This window comes from Cryobacterium sp. TMT1-2-1 (assembly GCF_004403955.1).
Taxonomy (GTDB): Bacteria; Actinomycetota; Actinomycetes; order Actinomycetales; family Microbacteriaceae; genus Cryobacterium; species Cryobacterium psychrotolerans.
Genome location: NZ_SOHC01000066.1, coordinates 1 through 19,488 on the forward strand (window position 1 = coordinate 1; position 19,488 = coordinate 19,488).

Here is a 19,488-nt window from a genome sequence, read left to right on the forward strand (position 1 = left end):
GCCACTCGCTACGACAAACTCGCCCTCACCTACCGCGGAGGAGTCGTCCTCCGCGCCATCACCATCTGGTTACACGAATTAGGAGACACGCCCTAGTCGTCGCACCGACCGCCTTACCGCCCGGTCGATGGCTTCCCGCGCGGAGATCAGCCAGAAGATCATCCAAATCGTTCTGGGTCCATGCGGAAAACCGGTCGAGATTCCGGGCCGTACCCCACCGCGCCAGCATTCTCATCAGGTATGCCCGGTCCATCATTGACGCGAAGGGTGCTGGCTTTGCGGATACGATGATCCCGCTTTCCAGGACGACTGGGTGTGTGGGGCGCCCCTGAACCATCAGCAAATGCCGAGTGGTCACACCGTACTCGCCGGGAATCTTCGCGATATGTAGGACTTTGGAGCCCTGAGACATCCGTGCAAGTTCGCTGAAATCCCAAATAGGATCGGCGAATCTCGATCCCAGTGGCAGGGCCTCGTGCACGTAGTCCACCGACGAGAAAAAATGGCCGTCTTGATTCGCGAGGTCGTTCGCCAGGCTTCTATTCATCGATTCCTCGCTGATCATTGCGTATTCCGAGTTCTACTGGAACGGCTCCCGTTCGACTGGCCGCGTCTCGTACGGCGCTTGCTGGAAACATCGGCAGTATGCGTCGGGTGGATCGGTGTATCGGTTCCCAGACCTGACGCCAAATCGTCGCGTCCGCTGCGTTTTCCGGATCGCTGATTTCGTCGAGGAGGATGAGGGCGGGCAGGTGCTCCTGGGTGATGATGGCGTTGGGACAGGTGAAGCATTGACCACTTTGAGATGAGGGACACGTGTGTCCTGGCGGGGCGTATGGCGAATCGACCGGGTTGCGGCAGGCCGCGAGTGCTCCGTCAAGCTCTCCCCCGAATAGTGACAGTGCTGTGCCGGGATCAAGTATCTCGACGGGGTGTCCGGCACGGATCATTGCTTCAGCGTCGGGCGTGATCACGGTGGGTCCAACGGCGGCGTTGAAATAATCGCTGATCGCTTCGACGACTAGCTTCCCTGCCTCCGCGCGCAGAACGGCGCTATTGGTGTAGTGATCGAACAGCGTGCGGGTGGTGTGCCTTCGCCCGTCGCGCAGATATCGAGTGGGATTCGCTATCTGTTCTCTGCGGAGGACCACCTTGCGTAGTCGCGCGTATTTATGGGGCCGCAATACTGCCGAACCAAGAACGTGCTCTCCGTACCACTTCCCCAGGTTGCCGCTAGCGCTATTCCATGGCAGTTGTTTGACACCGCTGCCTGCTGCGACAATCCACAGGCTTCGCTCGGCTGTGAGCGTCCGAGCGTGGGCAGTGAGAGTCAGGATTGCGGTAAGCGTCCGGTGGGCGGCCCGGTCGAGATTGCGGTCGTATATTTCTTCGTATCGAAGGCCTGAACGATTCTTGGTCAGCGTTACCGCGTAGGACTGCACGGCCTGAATCTCGACGAGTCGGGCGAGCTCTCCGCCATTCTTGCGTGGTTTTCTTGCACGATGCCCGTCGATGGGCGTGCCGATGATGTGGTCGATTGTAATGGATCGGATGACTTCTGGGGGCTCGCCGGTTGCCAGCGACAGGAGCACATGCAGGGCAACCATGACGTCGGGTCTCGGAAGGTAGTCGGGGTCGGTGATGCGGTCGTGGAGAGCCTGGTGGACGAGCCTGTGTGCAGCACTTCGAATGCGCCGCACTTCGTTGTCGGAGTGGTCCGGGTCTCCTTCACGTCGAATGTGAGACAGCCGGGTCTGCCGTCTGACGCGGTCCGCAACCGCTGCATCGAGTGTTCCAGGGTTATCGTCCTCGATTCGACGGAGGAGCGAGAACAGGTAAACGGCGTGGCGATACCGAGTGTCCGTCTGCTCGACGGATTGCCTCGCGAAAAGATCCATCTCCCATGCATTGAGGTGGCGGACTCGCAGGGCGCCAAGGCGAAAGCTCGACAACGTGCCCAAGTCAAACGGTTGCTCGCCCAGGTGACGGCCGAAACCACGAACCGCCTGACACAACTCATTCGTCGCACTTGGGACTTCTCGAGAGATCTCCTTCCAGGCGATTGCCAGCTGAGCCATCAGCGCAGGCGCCACGAAATCGTTCGGATCGATGGTGTGGCGAAATGTCTGGCCGTAGCTCTTCAGTTCAACCGTGATCGGCGCGTTAACGTGGGTCATTGTCGTCCGATTCGGGTGCGTTGAGTGGGGCGCGGCCTCCGGGGCGGCCGATGCTTCGTGCCACGGCTTCTCGCAGCGCTTCGGGGAGGGCGTCGTTGTAGCGTTCGGCTGCGTACAAATAGATGTTGATGGTGGTGCTGATGTCGGCGTGGCCGAGAAGCTGCTGGATCGTTATCTCGGGTGAGGCGAGCAGGTGCCAGGGGTTGTCGTGGGTTTCCCGTCCTTTACGCATGAGGCCGGCGAGCATTCGCACCGCGAAGGTGTGCCGCATGACGTGTGGCGTGACGTCTATGTGGCTGGGCGGCAGGTCCGGGTGATCCAAGTTCGCCAGACGTTGACCCGCCGCCAGAAAGACGTTGTTGATGGTGCGCATCGCCGGGGGAAGTCCGCCTTCGACGACGAATAGGGCGAGCGGGGTGATTGGGCCGTCTGGCTGTATGGAGACGGCGTTTTGGCGTTGCGTGTCGCTCAGACGTTCCGGTTGGCAGCGGAGGCCGTCGATGACGAGCAGGGGTCTGCCGCGGGAGTCCTCCGTCTGGTCGACGATGGGAAGTTCGCCGGCGCGTTTGCTTTTGCGGAGTCGGGCTTGGGCGTTCTCGATGATGGTGTTTCTGTCGGTGGCGCGGTAGAGGTCGACCGTGTCGACGAGTGCGTCGGTGATCCAGATTTCGCGTTCGACGCCGCCTTTGCCGGTGCGCTTGAAGGTGTGTACGCCGGTGGGGTGCATGGTCGTGGCGTCCGGGACTTCGCAGTCGAGTACGAGGCGCGCTTCGGCGCGTCTGAGTCCGGTGGAGACAAGGAACAGACCGGTGAGATAATCGCGCTCCGCATAGCGGGGTCGAAGCTCGGGGTCGGCTGGCTGGTCTCCGCGGAGGCCCGCTTCGAGGAAGAAACGCAGCTGGGCCTCGGTTAGAAATCGCTCTCGCCGGTACGTGTTGACGCGATCGGCGAGCGTGTTCCGTTCCCGCGTGCCCCACCTGGGGATGGGGTTGCTGGGGATCCAGCCCGCTTTGACGGCGTAGTCGAAGAAGTTCGCGATGTTGGAGAGTTCGCCGTTCCAGCTGCCGGGGCTGAGCTGGAGTTTGCGCTTCTCTTTGTAGGCGATGAGGTCTGACCGTTGGGTGGCGGTGAGGTCGACCCGGCCGCGGATCTCTCTGACGAAGAGCAGAAGCCTGCGGAGGGTGGGAGCGTGGGATTGTCGCAGACTGGTGCCGGCGTAGGCACGTTGCCTGGTCGCTTCGAGTAGATAGGCATTGACCCGGCTGACGAAGGTCAGATCCCCGTCGTCGTCGATGAGGTAAGGCGTTCCGTCTGGGATGTCCGCAGTGTTAAGGGCGCGCACGATTTCTGCCCAGCTGAGCTGGCGTCCGTCGGGTAATGGGACGGATTGAGTGTGGCTGTCACGGTTCACGACGGCGATTCAGATGGGACCTCCTTAGTGAGGCCCCACATTAGTGGAGCCCACCGACAGTCCAGCTGCCCACAGAAAAAGAATGAGGCCACCCGATGGGTGGCCTCATTCTGGAATTCAGCAGTGCGTGACAGCCGCCCCATCGGAAGACTCCTCTCGGAGCTCCCAAATGATACGAACAAGCCACGGTGTTCCTAAAGGACACCAGAAATGTCATGAGACACTTCTTCGCTTGCTCCTGTGGAGATGCGGGGAATTGAACCCCGGTCCACTGCTGTGGTCATATGCCTTCTACGGGTGTATCCAGTGAAGTCGTTTTACTCGGCCCCGGAATTTGCCACTGGCATCTATTCCGACGAGCCCAGCCCTCGTTTAAGTCCCTCTACACCCCGCGGCTCAATGTAGAAGCAATCTCTCTAAATGGCGTCAGGATCCGGGTAGAGAGCATTCCCGGTCTGGCGGACTTCGTTAGTGCTTTCGCTTAGGCAGCGAGAGCGAAGTCAGTGCGCTTTGAATTGGCACTTATTGTTTTGCAGAGATCGTTTACGAGATAACCCTGCATCCTCGACCCGCTTCTCACAATTGCGCAAACAATGTCGAAACCGATCATCCCCATGGTTCCCCTGTTCCGTCGGCTGGCCGTCGGCACGGGAGTGGGTGACTGTCACACGCTGTTGAGTTTCCAAATTCGAACCCGGAACCTTTCGGCCCGGATGCGACCTTCACTGTACAACACAAGTGTGTGCGGATCTATTTCCGCTCCCCCGCGGAGAAGTCAGTCGCCCAGGTTCCTGCGGGCGGAAATGGCCCGGTCGGACTCGCGCTTGTCCTGGCGTTCTCGCAGGGCCTGCCGCTTGTCGTATTCCTTCTTGCCCTTGGCGACGGCGATCTCGACCTTCGCCCGGCCATCCTTGAAGTAGATTTTGAGCGGGATGAGGGTGTAGCCGCCCTCTTTCGTCTTGTGGCTGATCTTGATGATCTCCTGCTTGTGCAGGAGGAGCTTGCGCTTGCGCCGGGGCGGGTGGTTCGTCCAACTGCCGCCGGTGTATTCGGGAATGTGCACGGCGTCGAGCCAGGCTTCACCCGACTCGATGAACGCGTAGCCGTCGACGAGCGAGGCCCGGCCCGCGCGCAGCGACTTCACCTCGGTGCCGCTGAGCACCATCCCGGCCTCGAAGGTGTCCTCGATGAGGTAGTCGTGGCGTGCCTTGCGGTTGGTCGCTACGACCTTCTCGCCACTTTCCCTGGGCACGGCTACTCCTCGAATTGTGATGCGTGTGTGCCGGGCAGGACGCCCGGCAGCCCATCAGTCTAGCGCGTGAGCGGGATCAGACCTTGAGGTAACGGGTGATGGCGAAGTTCGCCGAGAACGCGGCCAGTACCGCGCCGACCACAAGCAGGATCGGCAGCACCACCAGCGCATCGTCGATCCCGACGAGCGAGAAGCCCGTCAGCCGTGCGCCCAGGTAGCCCTGCACGAACCAATTCACAATCGCCACGATCGCGCCGCCGGCCAGCAGCGAACCGAGCAGGGCGGCGAAGACGCCCTCCAGGATGAACGGGGTTTGGATGAACCGGTTGGAGGCGCCGACCAGGCGCATGATTCCGAGTTCGCGCCGACGAGAGAAGGCGGAGAGACGGATGGTCGTGGCAATCAGGAGCGCCGCCGCCACCAGCATGAGCGCGGCGATCCCGATCGCCGTGTAGCTGGCCACGTTGAGCACGGAGAAGATCTGGTCCAGGTACTTGCGCTGGTCCGCAACGTTCTCGACACCGGCGACGCCGGAGAGGCTCTCCACCAGAACGTCGGACTGGGCCGGGTCCTTCAGGTTGACCCAGAAGGTCTGGTTGAGCTGGTCGGGCGTGACGTAGTCGGCCACCGGGTTGCCCGCGAACTGCTTCTTGAAGTTCTCGAAGGCCTGTTCGTGGGTCTCGAAATAGTACTTGTCGACGAACGGCGACAGGGTGGGCGACTCGAGCTGCGCCGTGACGGCGTCGATCTGCTCGTCCGTCGCCTCTCCCGCGGTGCAGGTCTCGCCGGGCGAGATGGCCGTGCACATGTAGATGCCGACCTGGGCCTTCTCGTACCAGAAGTTCTTCATCTGGCCGATTTGCATCTGCATGAGGATCGCGGCGCCCACGAAGGTGAGCGAGATGAAGGTCACGAGCACAACGGACACGACCATCGAGGCGTTCCGTCGCAGGCCGTGGGCGGCTTCGGAGAGCACCAGGGCGAGCCTCATCGGGTCGGCCCCACATTCTGCTCGCCGGTCGGATCGGGTTTCTCCCCCGGGGCTCGCAACCCGAGCTTCTCGGCGAGCGTGAGCTGCTCCGGAGCGTCGTGCTGGGTCACCGGCCGCACCGGTCTGGTCATCGCGCCGGTGTCGCCTGCCTCGGCGTCGCCTGCCTGGGCGTCGCCTGCCTCAGCGTCGCCTGCCTCAGCGTCGCCTGACCCGGGCTTCGGATCGACGTGCGGAACGGGCATCCCGGTGTCTCGCGCCGTCGCGGCGATGGTCGCCGGCTCGTGGGCCGCGGCAACGCGGGCGGGATCCGGGCGCGGTACCGCGGCGGGAGGGAAGGTCAGGGGCTGGGACGGGGTGGGCGCGTCGCCCGGGCGCGGCTGCTCCGCCAGGCGGATGGACTCGCGAGGGACCTCCGATGCGGGCACCGCGACGGGGACGGCGACCGCGCCGGCGGCGGGCACGGAAGCAGGGACGGGCGACGTCGCGGCGGTGACCGTCGGGATCGCGGCCGTCGCTCCGTAACCGCCCTGGCGCTCATCGCGCATGATTTCTCCGCCGGCGAGCTCGATCACGCGGCGCTGCATCTGGTCGACAATGCCGGCTTCGTGCGTGGCCATGACCACGGTCGTGCCGCCCGCGTTGATGCTGGCCAGGAGGGCCATGATGCCGGCGCTCGTGGTCGGGTCGAGGTTTCCGGTGGGCTCATCGGCCAGCAGGATCTGGGGCTTGTTCACGATGGCGCGCGCGATCGCGACGCGCTGCTGCTCACCGCCGGAGAGTTCGTGCGGCAGGCGCTGCGCCTTCTCGGCGAGTCCGACCATCTTCAGCGTGTCCGGCACGGCTTCCTGGATGAACCCGCGGGACTTGCCGATGACCTGGAGGCTGAACGCGACGTTCTCGTAGACGGTCTTGTTCGGCAGCAGGCGGAAGTCCTGGAAGACGACGCCGAGGTTGCGGCGGAAGTACGGCACCTTGCGGTTGGAGATCGACCGCAAGTCCTGGCCGAGCACGTGGATGCTGCCGCTGGTGGGCTTCTCTTCCTTGAGCATGAGCCGCAGACAGCTGGACTTACCCGAGCCGGACGCGCCGACGAGGAAGACGAACTCCCCGCGCAGAACCTCCAGGTCGATGGAGTTCAGGGCAGGGCGGGTGGTCCCTGGATACTTCTTGGTGATGTGGTCAAAGCGAATCATGTCCTTGTGAGCCTAAGCACGCATCCGGGATTATGCGACTGCGACATACCTAAGCGGCGACTGCGCTCCCCCACGGGCCCGCCTCAATCCTGCGGAGCCTGCTTGCGCCAGCGGATGCCGGCGGCGATGAAACCGTCGAGGTCGCCGTCGAAAACCTGGCTCGGGTTGTTGACCTCGTAGTTCGTGCGCAGGTCCTTGACCATCTGGTACGGCGCGAGCACGTAGCTGCGCATCTGGTCGCCCCAGCTCGCCGTGATGACTCCCGCGAATTCCTTCTTGGTGGCCGCTTCCTGCTCCCGCTGGATGAGGAGCAACCGCGACTGCAACACCCGCATGGCGGCGGCGCGGTTCTGGATCTGGCTTTTTTCGTTCTGGCAGCTCACGACGGTGCCGGTCGGGAGGTGGGTGATGCGCACCGCGGAGTCGGTCGTGTTCACCGATTGGCCGCCGGGACCGCTCGACCGGAAGACGTCGACGCGGATGTCGTTGTCGGGGATCTCCACCGACTCCGTCTGCTCGATCAGGGGCACGACCTCGACCGCGGCGAACGACGTCTGCCGCTTGCCGGCCGAGTTGAACGGGCTCATCCGCACCAGCCGGTGGGTGCCGGCTTCGACGCTGAGCGTTCCGAACGCGTAGGGCGCGTCCACCTCGAAGGTGGCCGACTTGATGCCGGCTTCCTCGGCGTAGCCCACGTCGAGCACCTTGACCGCGTAGTTGTGCTGCTCGGCCCAGCGCATGTACATCCGCAGCAGCATCTCGGCGAAGTCCGCCGCGTCGACCCCGCCTGCACCGGACCGGATCGTGACCACCGCGGGTCGTTCATCGAACTCGCCGTTCAGCAGCGTGTGCACCTCGAGTTCGCCGAGCACCTTCTGCAGGCCGGCGAGTTCCACGAGGGCCTCGTCGGCCGACTCTTGGTCGTCTTCGCCGTGGGCGAGCTCCACCAGGACTTCCAGGTCGTCGAGCCGCGACTCGATGCTCTCGATCCGCGCGAGTTCGGACTGGCGGTGGCTGAGGGCGCTGGTGACCTCCTGGGCGCGCACGGTGTCGTCCCACAGGTCCGGCTCACCGGCCCGGTCGCTGAGCTCGGCGATGTCGGTGCGCAGCCGATCAACGTCGACCACCGCCCGGATGTCGCCAAACGTGGCCCGCAGTGCGGCGATCTGCTCCGAAATGTCCAGGTCAATCATGTCGGAGCCCAGCCTACCGGGCCTGCCTCGAAGCGTGCTCGGCGCGTGAGCAGCGCTCGCTCAGGCTGGCGTAGCATCGGAGGCGATGAGCAACGCAGAGCGCCCCTTCAGCCTGCGCTCCGTCGCACTCGCGGCCTTCCTGCCGACCCTGCTCTTCTCCATCGGCGAGGGCGCGATCATCCCGCTGATCCCGATCGTGGCGAACAACCTCGGCGCCTCGCTCGCCGTGGCCGGTTTCATCGCCGCGATGGTCATGGTGGGCGAACTCGTCGGCGACATCCCGGCCGGCTGGGTGGTCTCCCGGATCGGCGAACGCAATTCGATGATCTGGGCGTCGATGCTGACGATCATCGCCGTGCTCATCTGCGTGGCCGCCCCCAATCCCCTCGTCCTCGGCGTGGGCATCTTCCTCGTCGGGATCGCCACCGCCGTCTTCGCGCTCGCCCGCCACGCGTTCATGACCAGCTACGTCCCGATCGCCTACCGCGCGCGGGCGCTCTCGACCCTGGGCGGGATCTTCCGCGCCGGGTGGTTCATCGGGCCGTTCATCTCGGCCGGCCTGATCCACCTCACCGGCAGCACGGTGGCGGTGTTCTGGGTCTTCATCGTCTGCTGCCTGGCGGCGGCCGGCATGCTGCTCCTGCTGCCCGACCCGGTCAGCACGTTCGGGCCTCCCGAGGCCGCGGTCGCGGCGGACGGCTCGGTGCACACCGCGGGCGAGGAGCTGGCCGCACAGGAGTCAACCGGCCTCTTCCGGACCATCTGGAACAACCGCGGGGTGCTCGCGCGGCTCGGCACCGGAGCCGGCCTGGTCGGCGGCATGCGGGCCAGCCGCACGGTCATCCTGCCGCTCTGGGCCGTCAGCATCGGGATCAGCGAACCCGACATCGCCCTCATCATCGGCATCGCCGGGGGCATCGACTTCGCCCTGTTCTACGTCAGCGGCCAGGTCATGGATCGGTTCGGACGCATCTGGACCGCCCTCCCGTCGATGATCGGGCTGGGGGTCGGCCACATCATGCTCGCGTTCACCCACGACTTGCCGAGCAACGTCGAGTGGTTCATCGGGGTCGCGATGTTCCTCTCGCTCGCGAACGGGATCGGGAGCGGCATCCTGATGACCCTGGGCGCCGACCTGGCACCGAAGGCCAGGCCGGCCCCGTTCCTGGGGGCCTGGCGGTTCACGGGCGACTTCGGCAGCGCCGCCGCCCCGCTGGCCGTGGCCGGCCTGACTGCCGTCGCCTCCCTGTCGCTGGCGAGCGCCGTGATGGGCGTGTTCGGGCTGTTCGGGGCCGTGCTGCTCGGCCGGTACATCCCGCGGTACCTTCCGCGCCGGGGCCGCCCGAGCGCCTGAGCGTGCGTGGTCGGGCGCCGCGGGGGTGTTGGATGGAGTCATGCCCCTTCACGGAGAATACGAGCCCACGCCGACGACATGGGTGCGCGACCAGGTCGAGCTGTACGAACGGTCCGGCGGCACCGAGGGGACGACCCTGCGCGGGATGCCCGTGATCGTGCTGACCACGCTCGGCGCGAAATCCGGCAAACTGCGCAAGGCAGCGCTCATGCGGGTCGAACACGAGGGCCGCTACGCCGCCGTCGCTTCCCTGGGCGGCAGCCCGAAGAACCCCGTCTGGCACGCCAACGTGCTCGCCCACCCCGTGGTGGAACTCCAGGATGGCGAGCACAAATGGGACATGCTCGCCCGTGAGGTGTCCGGCGCCGAGAAGGCCGAGTGGTGGGCCCGTGCCGTCGCGGCCTTCCCCGACTACGCCGGCTACCAGGAGAAGACCGAGCGGGACATCCCCGTCTTCGTGCTCGAGCCGGTCGCCCCCGAATCGAGCGCCGGAGCGTAGCGGTGGCTCGTCCGCAGCTGCCCAGCCCCCGGATCGACCCGATCACGCTGATCGACCTGACCGAGAACGATGGTGCTCTGCTGCGCCCCGGCGACAGCCGCGACGGCGAACGTTTTGACGGGATCGACCTGGCCGGCCGGGACCTCACCGGGATCACCTTTCGCGAGTGCGAGCTTCGGGCCGTCTCGCTCGATGCCGCGAAACTGCGCGGCGCCTCGCTGTCGGACTGCGTGGCCGCCGACCTGAACGCCGCCGTGTTCAGCGCCCCGCGTTCGACCTGGCGCGACGTTCGGATTGAGCGTTCCCGTTTGGGTTCCGTCGAGGTCTACGAGGCCACCATGCGCTCGGTGCAGATCGACGGTTCGAAGCTCGACTTCGTCAACCTGCGCAACGCCGTTCTCACCGATGTGTTGATCTCCAACTGCATCATCGAGGAACTCGACCTGGGCAGCGCCACCGTGCAACGCCTGGAACTGCGGGGCTGCCGCATCGGCACCCTCGACGTCGGCAACGCCAGGCTGAAAGACGTCGACCTGCGATCGAGCGATTTCGGCGCGATCCACGGCCTCGAAGGCCTCCGCGGTGCCGTGATCGACGACTCCCAGCTCAGCCTGCTGGCTCCCCTGCTCGCGGCGCATCTCGGCATCCGCGTCGAGTAGCCCGGTCGGCGTCCGCGCCCCGTGAGAAGTGCCTTAGGGGATCGCGCCCGCGGTGAGCTCCAGGTCGGACCTGGGCCGCTCGCGCTGGGTCGCGATTGCTGCGCCCGCCGCGACGCAGACGACGAGGATGGCGACCTGCTGCAGGGCTGTGAACGTCTCCCCCAGCACGAGGAAACCGAACACCGCGGCGATGACCGGGCCGAAGCTGGTGATGATCGCGTAGAGGCGCGGGGTAATCCTCCGCAGGATGAAGGTGTCGACCGTATACGGGAAGGCCGACGACAGGGCGCCGACCGCGAGCAGCAGCCCGAGGATCCGCCAGTCCAGGAGTGCCCAGTCGACGGTGATCAGGGCAAGGGGAACCAGCAGGGCCAGGCTGACGATGCTGGCCACCGAGATGCCCTCGAGGCCGGGGAAGGCGGTTGCCACGCGGCGGGTGAGCAGGATGTACGCCGCCCACGAGGCGGCGGCGGTCAGGCCGAACGCGATGCCGAGCGGGTCGAGGGTTCCGTCGGTCCAGGTGAGGAGGAAGACCCCGGCCGCCGCTGCCGCTGCAAAAACGAAGTCGAGGAGCCGCCGTGAGGCGGCCAGCGCGAGCCCGAACGGCCCGAGGAACTCGATGGTGGCCGCGATTCCGAGCCCGAGAATGTCGACGGCCTGGTAGAACGACAGGTTCATCACGGCGAGCACGACGCCGAGCATCAGGGCCGGCCACAGCCGGCGCCAGGTCAGGGTGGCGAGTTTGGGACGGTAGAAGGGCAGGACCGTGCAGGCCATGACGAGCTGCCGGGCCGCGACAACGACCGGCGAGCCCACGACCGGGATCAGGAGCCCGGCGAGGGACGACCCGAAATTGATGCTCACTTCGGTGACGAGCTGTGTGCCGGCACCGATCATCCGGTCGCGCTTCTCAGTCACAGTGCTCCTCGTCGGCACCGAGGGAGGCGCGCTACCGAGATTACCGGTTGGGAGCACCGGACCGGCGCAGCCGGCCCGGCCGAGGAGACGCGGCCTTAGGCGTCGAAGGGAATGAAGCTGTAGTCGCTGGTCAGGTGCTCGTGCTCGCACGCGCCGCAGTAGAGCACGCCGGTGCTCTGCATGGCGGTGACCCGGGGGGAACACTGCACCACCTTCGGGCCGCAGCACGGTGAGATCACCATGAATGAGCCGGCGAGGTCGGGGTCGTGTCCGCTCAGGCCACGCAGGTGGTGCGCGCCCTCGCAGGGCAGTTCAGAGTCAAAGTCGAGCAGGGAAACGGTATCGGAGTCAAGCAAGGAATCCATGGGGCACGGTTCAATCGCGGGAGAGGTTTGTTGGCGCGGAGGGGATCAAGACACCTCGGTGGCGACAGCACCGGATGGGACAACGGCGTCGGCCCCGGGCGATGAAGGCCCGGGAGAACCCGTCGGAATGTCCAGGCGGGCACCTGCCGGACACACGCGAGGAGCTTCCCCAGGAACAGGAAGCTCGTTCGCAAATTTGGATTCTGTGTAACATACACGGCGAACCTGAGGATTTGTACGACGTGACGAAACACGGGCCCCGCGGGGAAGGGAATCCCTAACCGAACACCGAACGGGCAACCGCGGTCACCTCCAGCGGGATGCCCGCCGGAAGGAGCAGGGCGAGCACCGGGGGCCGCCAGTATGCGCTGAGCGAGACCGTCGCGCTCTGCCCGTCGACCGACAGCGCACGGCTCACCCGCAAGCCGTCGAATTCGGCGTGCGGCGCCGATGCAAGGTAGTCCCGGACCGCATCTGCCACATCTGCCGACCGGAGCTCCGGCCTCACCCCCGCCGCGGTGATCCTGACCGCGTCCAGCGGGAAGGCCTCGGCGCCGGCCAGCGCGGCCCCGTCCGCGAGGGTGAAAAGCTTCTTACGCTCGAGGTAGAGGGATGTCGCGGCGGCGACGCCGAGGATCAGCACCAACGAGACGCAGCAGTAGAAGATGGTCAGGATGAGCGTCGACCCGTCCTCGGCCGGGAGGGTGGGGCGCCCGCCGCGACGGGTCATCCCGAGCCCCGGAATCGCGACACGGTCTGGGTGGCCGAGGACTGGACGAGGATACCGGCGGGCCTTCCGAGCGACAGGAGGTCAGGGACGAAGGGCAGGGCCACTACGACGCCGACGGTGACGACGACGCGGCCCTGCCGCGTCAGGCAGGTTCCCGGCGCCGGCGCACACCGGATCCGGACGGCGGCGGATTCGGTCGGGATGCCGTAGTCGGCGAGCCCGAACTCGACCGCGCGCTCTGCGCGGACGGTGGCCTGGGCCTCGTCGGGAGCCTGCACGTAGACGCGGGCGGCCTGCCGGGCTGCGCCCTCGACAGCCAGCGTCCCGGCCTGCACCGCCGACAGGGCCAGCACCAGGTAGACGAGGGGAACGAGCAGGATCAGTCCGGCCGTGATGAACTCCAGCGATGCGGACCCGGCCTCGGGATCAGCGCCGAACCGCGCACCGGGCACACGGCCGGGCCTCGGGCCGGGCCGCCCGGCGCGCCTAGCCGGGCGACTCGACGGCCGCACGGCCGACCACCTCCAGCCCGCGATCGGGCCCGATCAGCCCGAGCAGCGGAAGCGGGGCCACGACCCGCACCTCCGCGCTCCGATGCCCGGCGAACACGCCGTAGCCGGCCTCGACGTGGCGCGCGTACGACGGGCCGAGGGCGGTCGTGATCAGGTCCCTGGTGCGTTCGGCACCCTCGGCCGGACCGCTGTCGGCCAGTGCCGCGAACCGCGCTCCCTCGGCCGCCGCATCCTGAACCGTGTTCCGGATGTGCAGCGCGAGCGCGAGCTGCATCACCGACAGGGTCAGCACGGTGAGCAGCGAGACGACCATCACGAACTCGGCGACCGCGGAACCGGCCTCCGCCGCGATCGCCGGCCGGGCGCGCAACCAGGGTGCGGACACGACACGCGCCTGGTCAGAACCCGGCGACCCGGTTGATCGCCTGCTCGAAGACGCCGCTCAGCGCAGGGCCGGCGAGACCCCAGAGGAGCACGACCAGCCCGGCCGTCATCAGGGTGATCAGCACCCAGCCGGTTACGTTGCAGTGTTGGTTGTGCCTCACTTTGCGTTGTGCAACGTCAAGAGACAAAAAATAGTGCATTGTTAGACGTGCCTCACGTGAACGACAGCAGCCCGTCGCTCGCGAGAAGGATCTTCGCGGCTGGTGTCAGCCCCAATGCCAGATTGCGCCGCCATGAAGCTCTACTTCTTGGACGCTCAGCTCGCTAAGCGACATCTAACAGCTCTTGCGCCTGAGCTAGACGCGGGACGGGTGTTTGACACCCACCGGGCGCTCCGGGAAGGAACGCCTCTGTTTTTCAGCGGAGTCCGACCGGCCCCGATCTGGTTCGAGTACGGTGTTCATCTCGGAAACGGATGGGAAGGCTCCACGCTGCGCCAGTACGCGTATGTGACTCTCCGGCTCGCTAGGTTTCTTGAATTGCTAAGTATTGACCTCACTGCAGTTACAGAGAGTCATCTCGCGAACTATCGCGAGTCTCGAACCACCAACGGACCTCGGCCCATCTCCGCGGTTTCCTGGAAAGTTGAAGCCGTTGCAATCCGCGTGCTATTTACCTATCTCGTTGACGCCCAGGTCATAGACCGTCTTCCCTGGATATCTCACGGGAATCGAGACGTGCTTAGACAACCAGTTCGCACTCAGCCAAACGTCCGCCACCTCTCCGAACGCGAGTGGCATATCTTCTCTAGCGTCGGGCTTCAGGGGCGACTAGCTGACGGCGGAGCAGACATAACTTTTCGCGGACAACTTGCGATGCGGAATGCGATCGGGGCACAGGTTGCCCTCACCACTGGAATGAGATTAAACGAATTTCACAGCCTCCTCCTCTGCGAGATCGGCGCAGATGAGCAGGGCGATTTCGGATCCCATGTCACATTGCAAGCATGCGCGAAGGGGGGCAGGGAAAGGTCGGTCTACATTCCGCCTCGCGTCTTGGCGAGGCTAGGTCTTTACATCGCCACCGAACGCCAAGCGATGTTGGCCGGCTCATCAAGATTGAAAACCAGCTCACGTGCATCACTGTTTGTCGTCGACAGCCAATGTCCTCACGGAACGTGGTTGTCAGGCGAACTCGACGGCGTTCGCATTCGACGGACGGTGAAAGCAATGAAGCCGGCACTTCGTGTTCGCACCTTCAGAGACACGGGAGACGGCCTCGAGCCGATGTCGCTCTTCGTGAACTTCAGCGGCCGAATGCCGTCCAAAGATTCCTGGCATCGAGCATTCCGCGAGGCATCTGCACGGATGTCATTCGTGCTTGGACCGACTCGATCCACTCGTCCAATCACGCCTCATATGCTGCGGCATACCTTCGCAACAACAATGCTGAAAAACTTGGAACAAACGGACGGCACACGCAAAGTTTCACTTGACCCCATCGTGGAGGTGCAACGCATGTTGGGACATGCCAGTCTTGCAACGACGTCCATTTATCTCGGTGCTCAGAATGAACTTTCCGATGAAGTTGAGGCGGCCTTCGCGAGTTGGACCGAAGAGTCGCAAGACTACGGGAGCCTCATCGACCAGTTTCGATTAGAAAAGTTCTCCGGCGATGACTAGTCGCGGGAAGCACTCGAAGCGGTCGGTTTCAGGCCCGGTACGTGGTCGTGTGGCCACCCATTTCTTGGACCCGTGTGATTTTGAGTGCGCCACTCTCGCCGCGGAACTTGGCGACCTTTGGACTGCTCAGATGAAAGCCAGCGGAGTAACCATCAGCACAGCAGGCGGGTACAGGGCGGCCATCGTTCTCTTCTGCAGGTTTGCAGATACACGAGGCGCGCCGAAGAAGGCGTCCATCTACAGGCCCGACGGCGACCTTGTATTCACGCTCTACGAATGGCGGTCTTCGCGTTACACTGCAGCTCAAAGCAAGGCTTACTCGCAAATCGCTGCCCTGATTAGGCGAGCTGTTTCGACGGGCCGAACGACGAACGCATCACTCGCAGCTATGGTGTCCAGCCCCTTCTCGGCAGCGCGACCGGAGGACACTCCGCTCGACGAGTTCTCAAACGCCGAACGGATCCAGCAGATGAGGGCCGCTACACGCGACGCGGCGATCACGGAAATGCGCATCCAACACGGGCAAACGCTATTTCGCGAAAGAGCCTCGTTCCGATCACTGATCAGAACAGCCTTAGGGGGTGCTGGAGCCGAGGAAGTGAAGCGCCAGCTTCGTGCGGACGGAGACCTGATGCGTGTCATAGGTTCAGCGCTGTCCACGAAACAGCTTGGCACTGTTGGGCGGGACTTTGATGGCCCGGCAAGCCGCGTATTGCGAGCGATTGCATCTCTCGTCGCGCCGAGCGAAACAGAGATGATGAGCTTTCAACTCCTACTGATGTGGTCCACAGGTATCGCACCGGAACAAGTCCGCGAAGCAAAGGTGGGGGACCTCGTATTCTCCGACGGCGGATTGGATTGGACGACGTTCAAAGCGCGGTCTCACGTACTCATGCGGCTCAAGTTCACGGGACCCGCGTCCCAGGAAACTTGGGGAACTGCCGGCCTATTCAAACGGGCCATCGCCGTCACGGCTCTCGCGCGCAGCGTGGTCGATGACGATCAAACCCTTTGGATGGTCCACAAGCTCACGCGAGTCAAACTCGTCATTAACCAACAAAACTTTCAGAAGATAAAGCTCGCAGATTGGGCGTTAGCCCACGATGTTCAGCTGTCATTGCCGATCGACCTTCGAAGAATTCGCAAAGCCGTAAAAGGGGTACGTGCCGGAATTAGTGGATCGTCCAAGGCGGCCGCGGGCACGGATCATACGGAGACAACTTTCAATCGTTACTACCTACCTGTCACTACCGTGATTTCATCCTCGGCGCGCACGATTGCGCACGCTCAGGAGCGAGTCTTCGAACAGGCCCTTGCCTCGATCCCCACGCTTATTGCACGCCCTGCGGAGTCGGTGTCGTGCGATGAGTCGACAGAGATCCGTGCGCGTCAACTGGCAGCGCTTGTTGCCGATGAAACTCGGACGCAACGTGCACTAGGCATTAGCGCTTGCGCGGATCCGACCAACGGTCCCAACGCGGCCGCGGGACAACTCTGCATGGAACGCCCTTTCGCCTGTTTGACTTGCGCCAACGCCGTGATCTTCACGGATCATCTGCCGCAGTTGCTTCTCATGTCGGATCACATCGAAGCACGAAGACAGGAACTGTATCCGCCTCGCTTCATCGAGCACTGGGGAGAGCGGCGAGAGAGTCTGAACGCAGTCCTAGATCAGTTCAGCAGTTCCGATAAGGATGTTGCCCGAGGTGCTATTAGAAGCGATGCCGAGCACCTTCATCTTCCGCTTGCCTCGCGAGCGGAACTGGACAAATGAGCACCCTTTCGCACCTGCGGGTCGTCGCGACTGCCGCCTTTCCTGCCAACACCTCTGTCGCCATGGAACACTCGATCCGAAGCGAAACAGAACCGATTCCTGTGTTCGGTGATGACTCAGTTCTGGTGTGGAACCTCAATTGCTTGGGGCGTCCGGCCAATGCCAATGGTGCGTGGGGACGCATCAGCTTTGTAGGCCTAGAGAACACGTGGCTTACATATGCGAAAGAGATTGCGATGATATTACTCAACCCATCGCACCCGCTCCTGCTAAACCGCGGGGTCTTTCTTTCCACTCCCCCACGACAGCCGCGAACCGTTCGTAGCTTTGTGAAGTGCATTGCCGTACTGCAGGACTTAGCCAAGAACAACGGATATCCTGCGAGCCTCACCTGGTGGAGCCGGGACGATTTCATCAACTCGATCCGACACTTACAGCAGGTCCCGCAGCCGAGCCCGCAAGTAGTTGCGAGCGTCGGAAAGATCGCGGCGCTTCTATACATATGCAGATCCGTCTTGAGCGAAGGCGGCATCGCTGAACATCCTTGGCCTAATCCTAAGAACAATCCGCTGCGAGGAACGCAGCGGCGCAAACCGTTGGCAACTCAGCCTGTCTCGCCAGAATTGTTCTATCCGCTCATACAAGCGGCGTGGGCCTATGTCTCTGTGTTTTCTGTAGACATCATCGCTGCCGGTGAGCAGAGGGCGGGCTTCAATGAAAGGCCGCGTCAGCCTGCGAACACGGGAAGCTTGGACAGATCGTTCGACCTATATATGGATCGCGACGACGAGCCAATCCTGCTCAAGAAATCTCTCCATCCGGCCCAGAAGGAACAAGTAGATGTGAACTGGAGACAGCTTTCGGCTCGGATTACCGGAGGCGCAACGTTAGACCTCTTCACGAACGGAAATCAGTCTGGGCGGCGGCGGCGCGTCGTAGTCACCCAAGCACTCCAGGCGGGGCGCATCTCCGTTGTTGGCGGGGTCTTCGACCCGGTACAGGCGCTGCCAGGGCGAAACCAGCCTTGGCGTGACAGCTTTGATTCCCATTCAGCTGGAGTAGAGACCCGAATGCTGCGTGAGGCTTGCTACGTCATCATCGCCTCGATGACGATGATGCGAGATTCGGAAGTGCAAGAGCTGCAGCGCGGTAGTGTTACCACTCACTATGGGGTAGCAGCCCTAAAGTCTCCGCTGATAAAACATGAGCCTCATCGCCCCCTCAAATACTGGTGGATCACCGATCCCGTTCTGAAGGCTGTAGAGGTGCTCGAGAGAACCAGCCCACATGAGACTCACCTCTTCAGCAGTTCCCGCGCGTCTACCGCAAGGTCCAAGGTCGCCGATCAACGTGGGTTCCACGTGACCCTTGCACTTCAGCGATTTCGAAAGCGAATCAACGAGACGGTGCGCAGCACGGGGCTGAGCCCAATCCCCGCAGGTCCAATCACGCCTCATATGCTCCGGCGAACGATGGCGCTCCTCACCGAATACGAGCACGGCGGACAAATCGCCGCGGGGCTGCAGTTAAAGCACTCTCAAGCCACAGGGACCTCCAACGCCTTGACCGCTAGCTACAGTCGCGAGACTGAACGATGGGCAAAGGAACGAGGGGAGGTAAAAGCGCGAACCACGGCTCGGCTCGCGCTCGACGAACTCGCCGTCGGCACCCCAAGAGAAATCAGCGCGCAGGGCCCTGGCGGATCCTCAGTTCAGCGCGTGGTCGAATCGACGCGTCGGTCAGCTGCTCAAGTGGTTGATAAGACCACCAGGGCCAGACTTCTTGCTGCCGAGTTTCCGGACATGCGATTTGGCACAGTCAACCTGTGTCTGGGAGACAAGGGTGTCGCCGCTTGCTTGACAAAGTCGGAGCAGGAGACGAACGCCGACGTCAAACCATCCATGTGCGCACCAGCGGAATGCCCGAATTCGGTGCTGCTGCCATCTCATATAAACGTATGGAAAGCCGAAGAGAAGTCATTGTTGGAGTTGCGTAGTAGTCGCAGGCTGTCTGTTTTGAATCGTGCTCGCATAGACAGCGAATTGCTGTCAATTCGCAAAGCGATCCGCGGCAAACGCTCGACGGAAGACGCCACCCGGTGATTCCTGCCCGCATCACCTCCGAGTCGCGTTTGCGATCTGCGATGCAGCGGCTCTTCAATGGCGAAGCACTCTTCACCGACGGTACCCTCTCCAAGAAGAACCTCTACACAGAGGCACAGGTGAGCCGAGCGACAATGAATAGGGAGAAAGCGGTATTGGCTGAGTGGGACAGCTCCGTAGGTTCGGCCCGCACACCCCGCCCCTCCGACACAACGTCTCCTGAGGTGCAGACCGACAAGGTCGCACTGCGGTATGCCACGATGGCGCTGCGTGAAACGCGAGAACAGCTCTC

18 protein-coding genes and 1 other RNA gene are annotated in these 19,488 nt (G+C 63.6%); 6 read left to right on the plus strand and 13 right to left on the minus strand.

From position 1 onward, the window contains the following. Positions 1-539: 539 nt before the first annotated feature. The 7 genes from E3T33_RS11990 to prfB form a co-directional block, all read right to left on the minus strand. A complete protein-coding gene (locus E3T33_RS11990) occupies positions 540-2,177 on the minus strand; it encodes a hypothetical protein (RefSeq protein WP_134575358.1) in 1,638 nt (545 codons plus the stop codon). Continuing rightward, positions 2,164-3,588, minus strand: a complete 1,425-nt coding sequence (locus E3T33_RS11995; protein WP_166784485.1) for a site-specific integrase — start codon at positions 3,586-3,588, stop codon at positions 2,164-2,166. Before E3T33_RS11995 ends, E3T33_RS11990 begins: the two co-directional genes overlap by 14 nt. A gap of 238 nt (positions 3,589-3,826) precedes the next feature. Beyond that, positions 3,827-4,202, minus strand: a transfer-messenger RNA (tmRNA) gene (gene ssrA, locus E3T33_RS12000). Positions 4,203-4,363: 161 nt separating this feature from the next. Beyond that, on the minus strand, positions 4,364-4,840 hold the full coding sequence (gene smpB / locus E3T33_RS12005; protein ID WP_092325198.1) for an SsrA-binding protein SmpB: 477 nt from the start codon (positions 4,838-4,840) through the stop codon (positions 4,364-4,366). 76 nt (positions 4,841-4,916) lie between these two features. Continuing rightward, positions 4,917-5,831 carry a permease-like cell division protein FtsX gene (gene ftsX, locus E3T33_RS12010; RefSeq protein WP_092325197.1) on the minus strand — a complete coding sequence of 305 codons (915 nt, stop codon included), beginning with the start codon at positions 5,829-5,831 and terminating at the stop codon, positions 4,917-4,919. Continuing rightward, positions 5,828-7,024: a cell division ATP-binding protein FtsE gene (gene ftsE / locus E3T33_RS12015; protein WP_134575361.1), complete on the minus strand. Its 1,197-nt coding sequence runs from the start codon at positions 7,022-7,024 to the stop codon at positions 5,828-5,830. Before ftsE ends, ftsX begins: the two co-directional genes overlap by 4 nt. A gap of 83 nt (positions 7,025-7,107) precedes the next feature. After that, positions 7,108-8,217, minus strand: coding sequence for a peptide chain release factor 2 (prfB, locus tag E3T33_RS12020; RefSeq protein ID WP_134575363.1), 1,110 nt, complete (start codon positions 8,215-8,217; stop codon positions 7,108-7,110). An 85-nt stretch (positions 8,218-8,302) separates the two neighbouring features. On the opposite strand from prfB, the gene E3T33_RS12025 reads away from it, so the two are divergent. Genes E3T33_RS12025 through E3T33_RS12035 form a run of 3 tightly spaced genes read left to right on the plus strand, consistent with a single transcriptional unit; the run spans position 8,303 to position 10,729 of the window. Next, positions 8,303-9,571, plus strand: a complete 1,269-nt coding sequence (locus E3T33_RS12025) for an MFS transporter (RefSeq protein ID WP_092325192.1) — start codon at positions 8,303-8,305, stop codon at positions 9,569-9,571. A gap of 40 nt (positions 9,572-9,611) precedes the next feature. After that, entirely contained in the window at positions 9,612-10,070 is a 459-nt protein-coding gene (locus tag E3T33_RS12030) for a nitroreductase family deazaflavin-dependent oxidoreductase (protein WP_092325190.1), read from the plus strand. Positions 10,071-10,072: 2 nt separating this feature from the next. Next, on the plus strand, positions 10,073-10,729 hold the full coding sequence (locus tag E3T33_RS12035; protein ID WP_092325188.1) for a pentapeptide repeat-containing protein: 657 nt from the start codon (positions 10,073-10,075) through the stop codon (positions 10,727-10,729). A gap of 33 nt (positions 10,730-10,762) precedes the next feature. On the opposite strand, the gene E3T33_RS12040 is transcribed toward E3T33_RS12035, so the two are convergent. From E3T33_RS12040 to E3T33_RS12065, 6 genes are all read right to left on the minus strand, one after another. Next, the gene (locus E3T33_RS12040) at positions 10,763-11,647 is read right to left on the minus strand and encodes an EamA family transporter (protein ID WP_241982931.1); all 885 of its coding nucleotides are present in this window, start codon (positions 11,645-11,647) and stop codon (positions 10,763-10,765) included. Between the two features lie 95 nt (positions 11,648-11,742). Beyond that, positions 11,743-12,003, minus strand: coding sequence for a hypothetical protein (locus E3T33_RS12045; RefSeq protein WP_134575365.1), 261 nt, complete (start codon positions 12,001-12,003; stop codon positions 11,743-11,745). A gap of 286 nt (positions 12,004-12,289) precedes the next feature. Then, positions 12,290-12,742 carry a pilus assembly protein TadG-related protein gene (locus tag E3T33_RS12050; protein WP_092325182.1) on the minus strand — a complete coding sequence of 151 codons (453 nt, stop codon included), beginning with the start codon at positions 12,740-12,742 and terminating at the stop codon, positions 12,290-12,292. Further along, the gene (locus tag E3T33_RS12055) at positions 12,739-13,194 is read right to left on the minus strand and encodes a hypothetical protein (protein WP_092325180.1); all 456 of its coding nucleotides are present in this window, start codon (positions 13,192-13,194) and stop codon (positions 12,739-12,741) included. The genes E3T33_RS12050 and E3T33_RS12055 overlap by 4 nt, the downstream gene beginning before the upstream one ends. A 34-nt stretch (positions 13,195-13,228) precedes the next feature. Further along, on the minus strand, positions 13,229-13,639 hold the full coding sequence (locus tag E3T33_RS12060) for a TadE/TadG family type IV pilus assembly protein (RefSeq protein WP_277870640.1): 411 nt from the start codon (positions 13,637-13,639) through the stop codon (positions 13,229-13,231). A 13-nt stretch (positions 13,640-13,652) separates the two neighbouring features. Next, a complete protein-coding gene (locus tag E3T33_RS12065; RefSeq protein ID WP_134575367.1) occupies positions 13,653-13,838 on the minus strand; it encodes a hypothetical protein in 186 nt (61 codons plus the stop codon). A 93-nt stretch (positions 13,839-13,931) separates the two neighbouring features. Between E3T33_RS12065 and E3T33_RS12070 the strand changes: the two genes are divergently transcribed. The 3 genes from E3T33_RS12070 to E3T33_RS12080 all read left to right on the plus strand — a co-directional run bounded on the left by E3T33_RS12070 (position 13,932) and on the right by E3T33_RS12080 (position 19,196). Then, positions 13,932-15,320 (plus strand): site-specific integrase, encoded by a 1,389-nt coding sequence (locus E3T33_RS12070; protein ID WP_166784486.1) that lies wholly within the window; start codon positions 13,932-13,934, stop codon positions 15,318-15,320. Between the two features lie 130 nt (positions 15,321-15,450). Then, the gene (locus tag E3T33_RS12075; RefSeq protein WP_134575371.1) at positions 15,451-17,094 is read left to right on the plus strand and encodes a hypothetical protein; all 1,644 of its coding nucleotides are present in this window, start codon (positions 15,451-15,453) and stop codon (positions 17,092-17,094) included. Then, positions 17,091-19,196: a tyrosine-type recombinase/integrase gene (locus E3T33_RS12080; protein ID WP_134575373.1), complete on the plus strand. Its 2,106-nt coding sequence runs from the start codon at positions 17,091-17,093 to the stop codon at positions 19,194-19,196. The genes E3T33_RS12075 and E3T33_RS12080 overlap by 4 nt, the downstream gene beginning before the upstream one ends. Positions 19,197-19,488 lie beyond the last annotated feature (292 nt).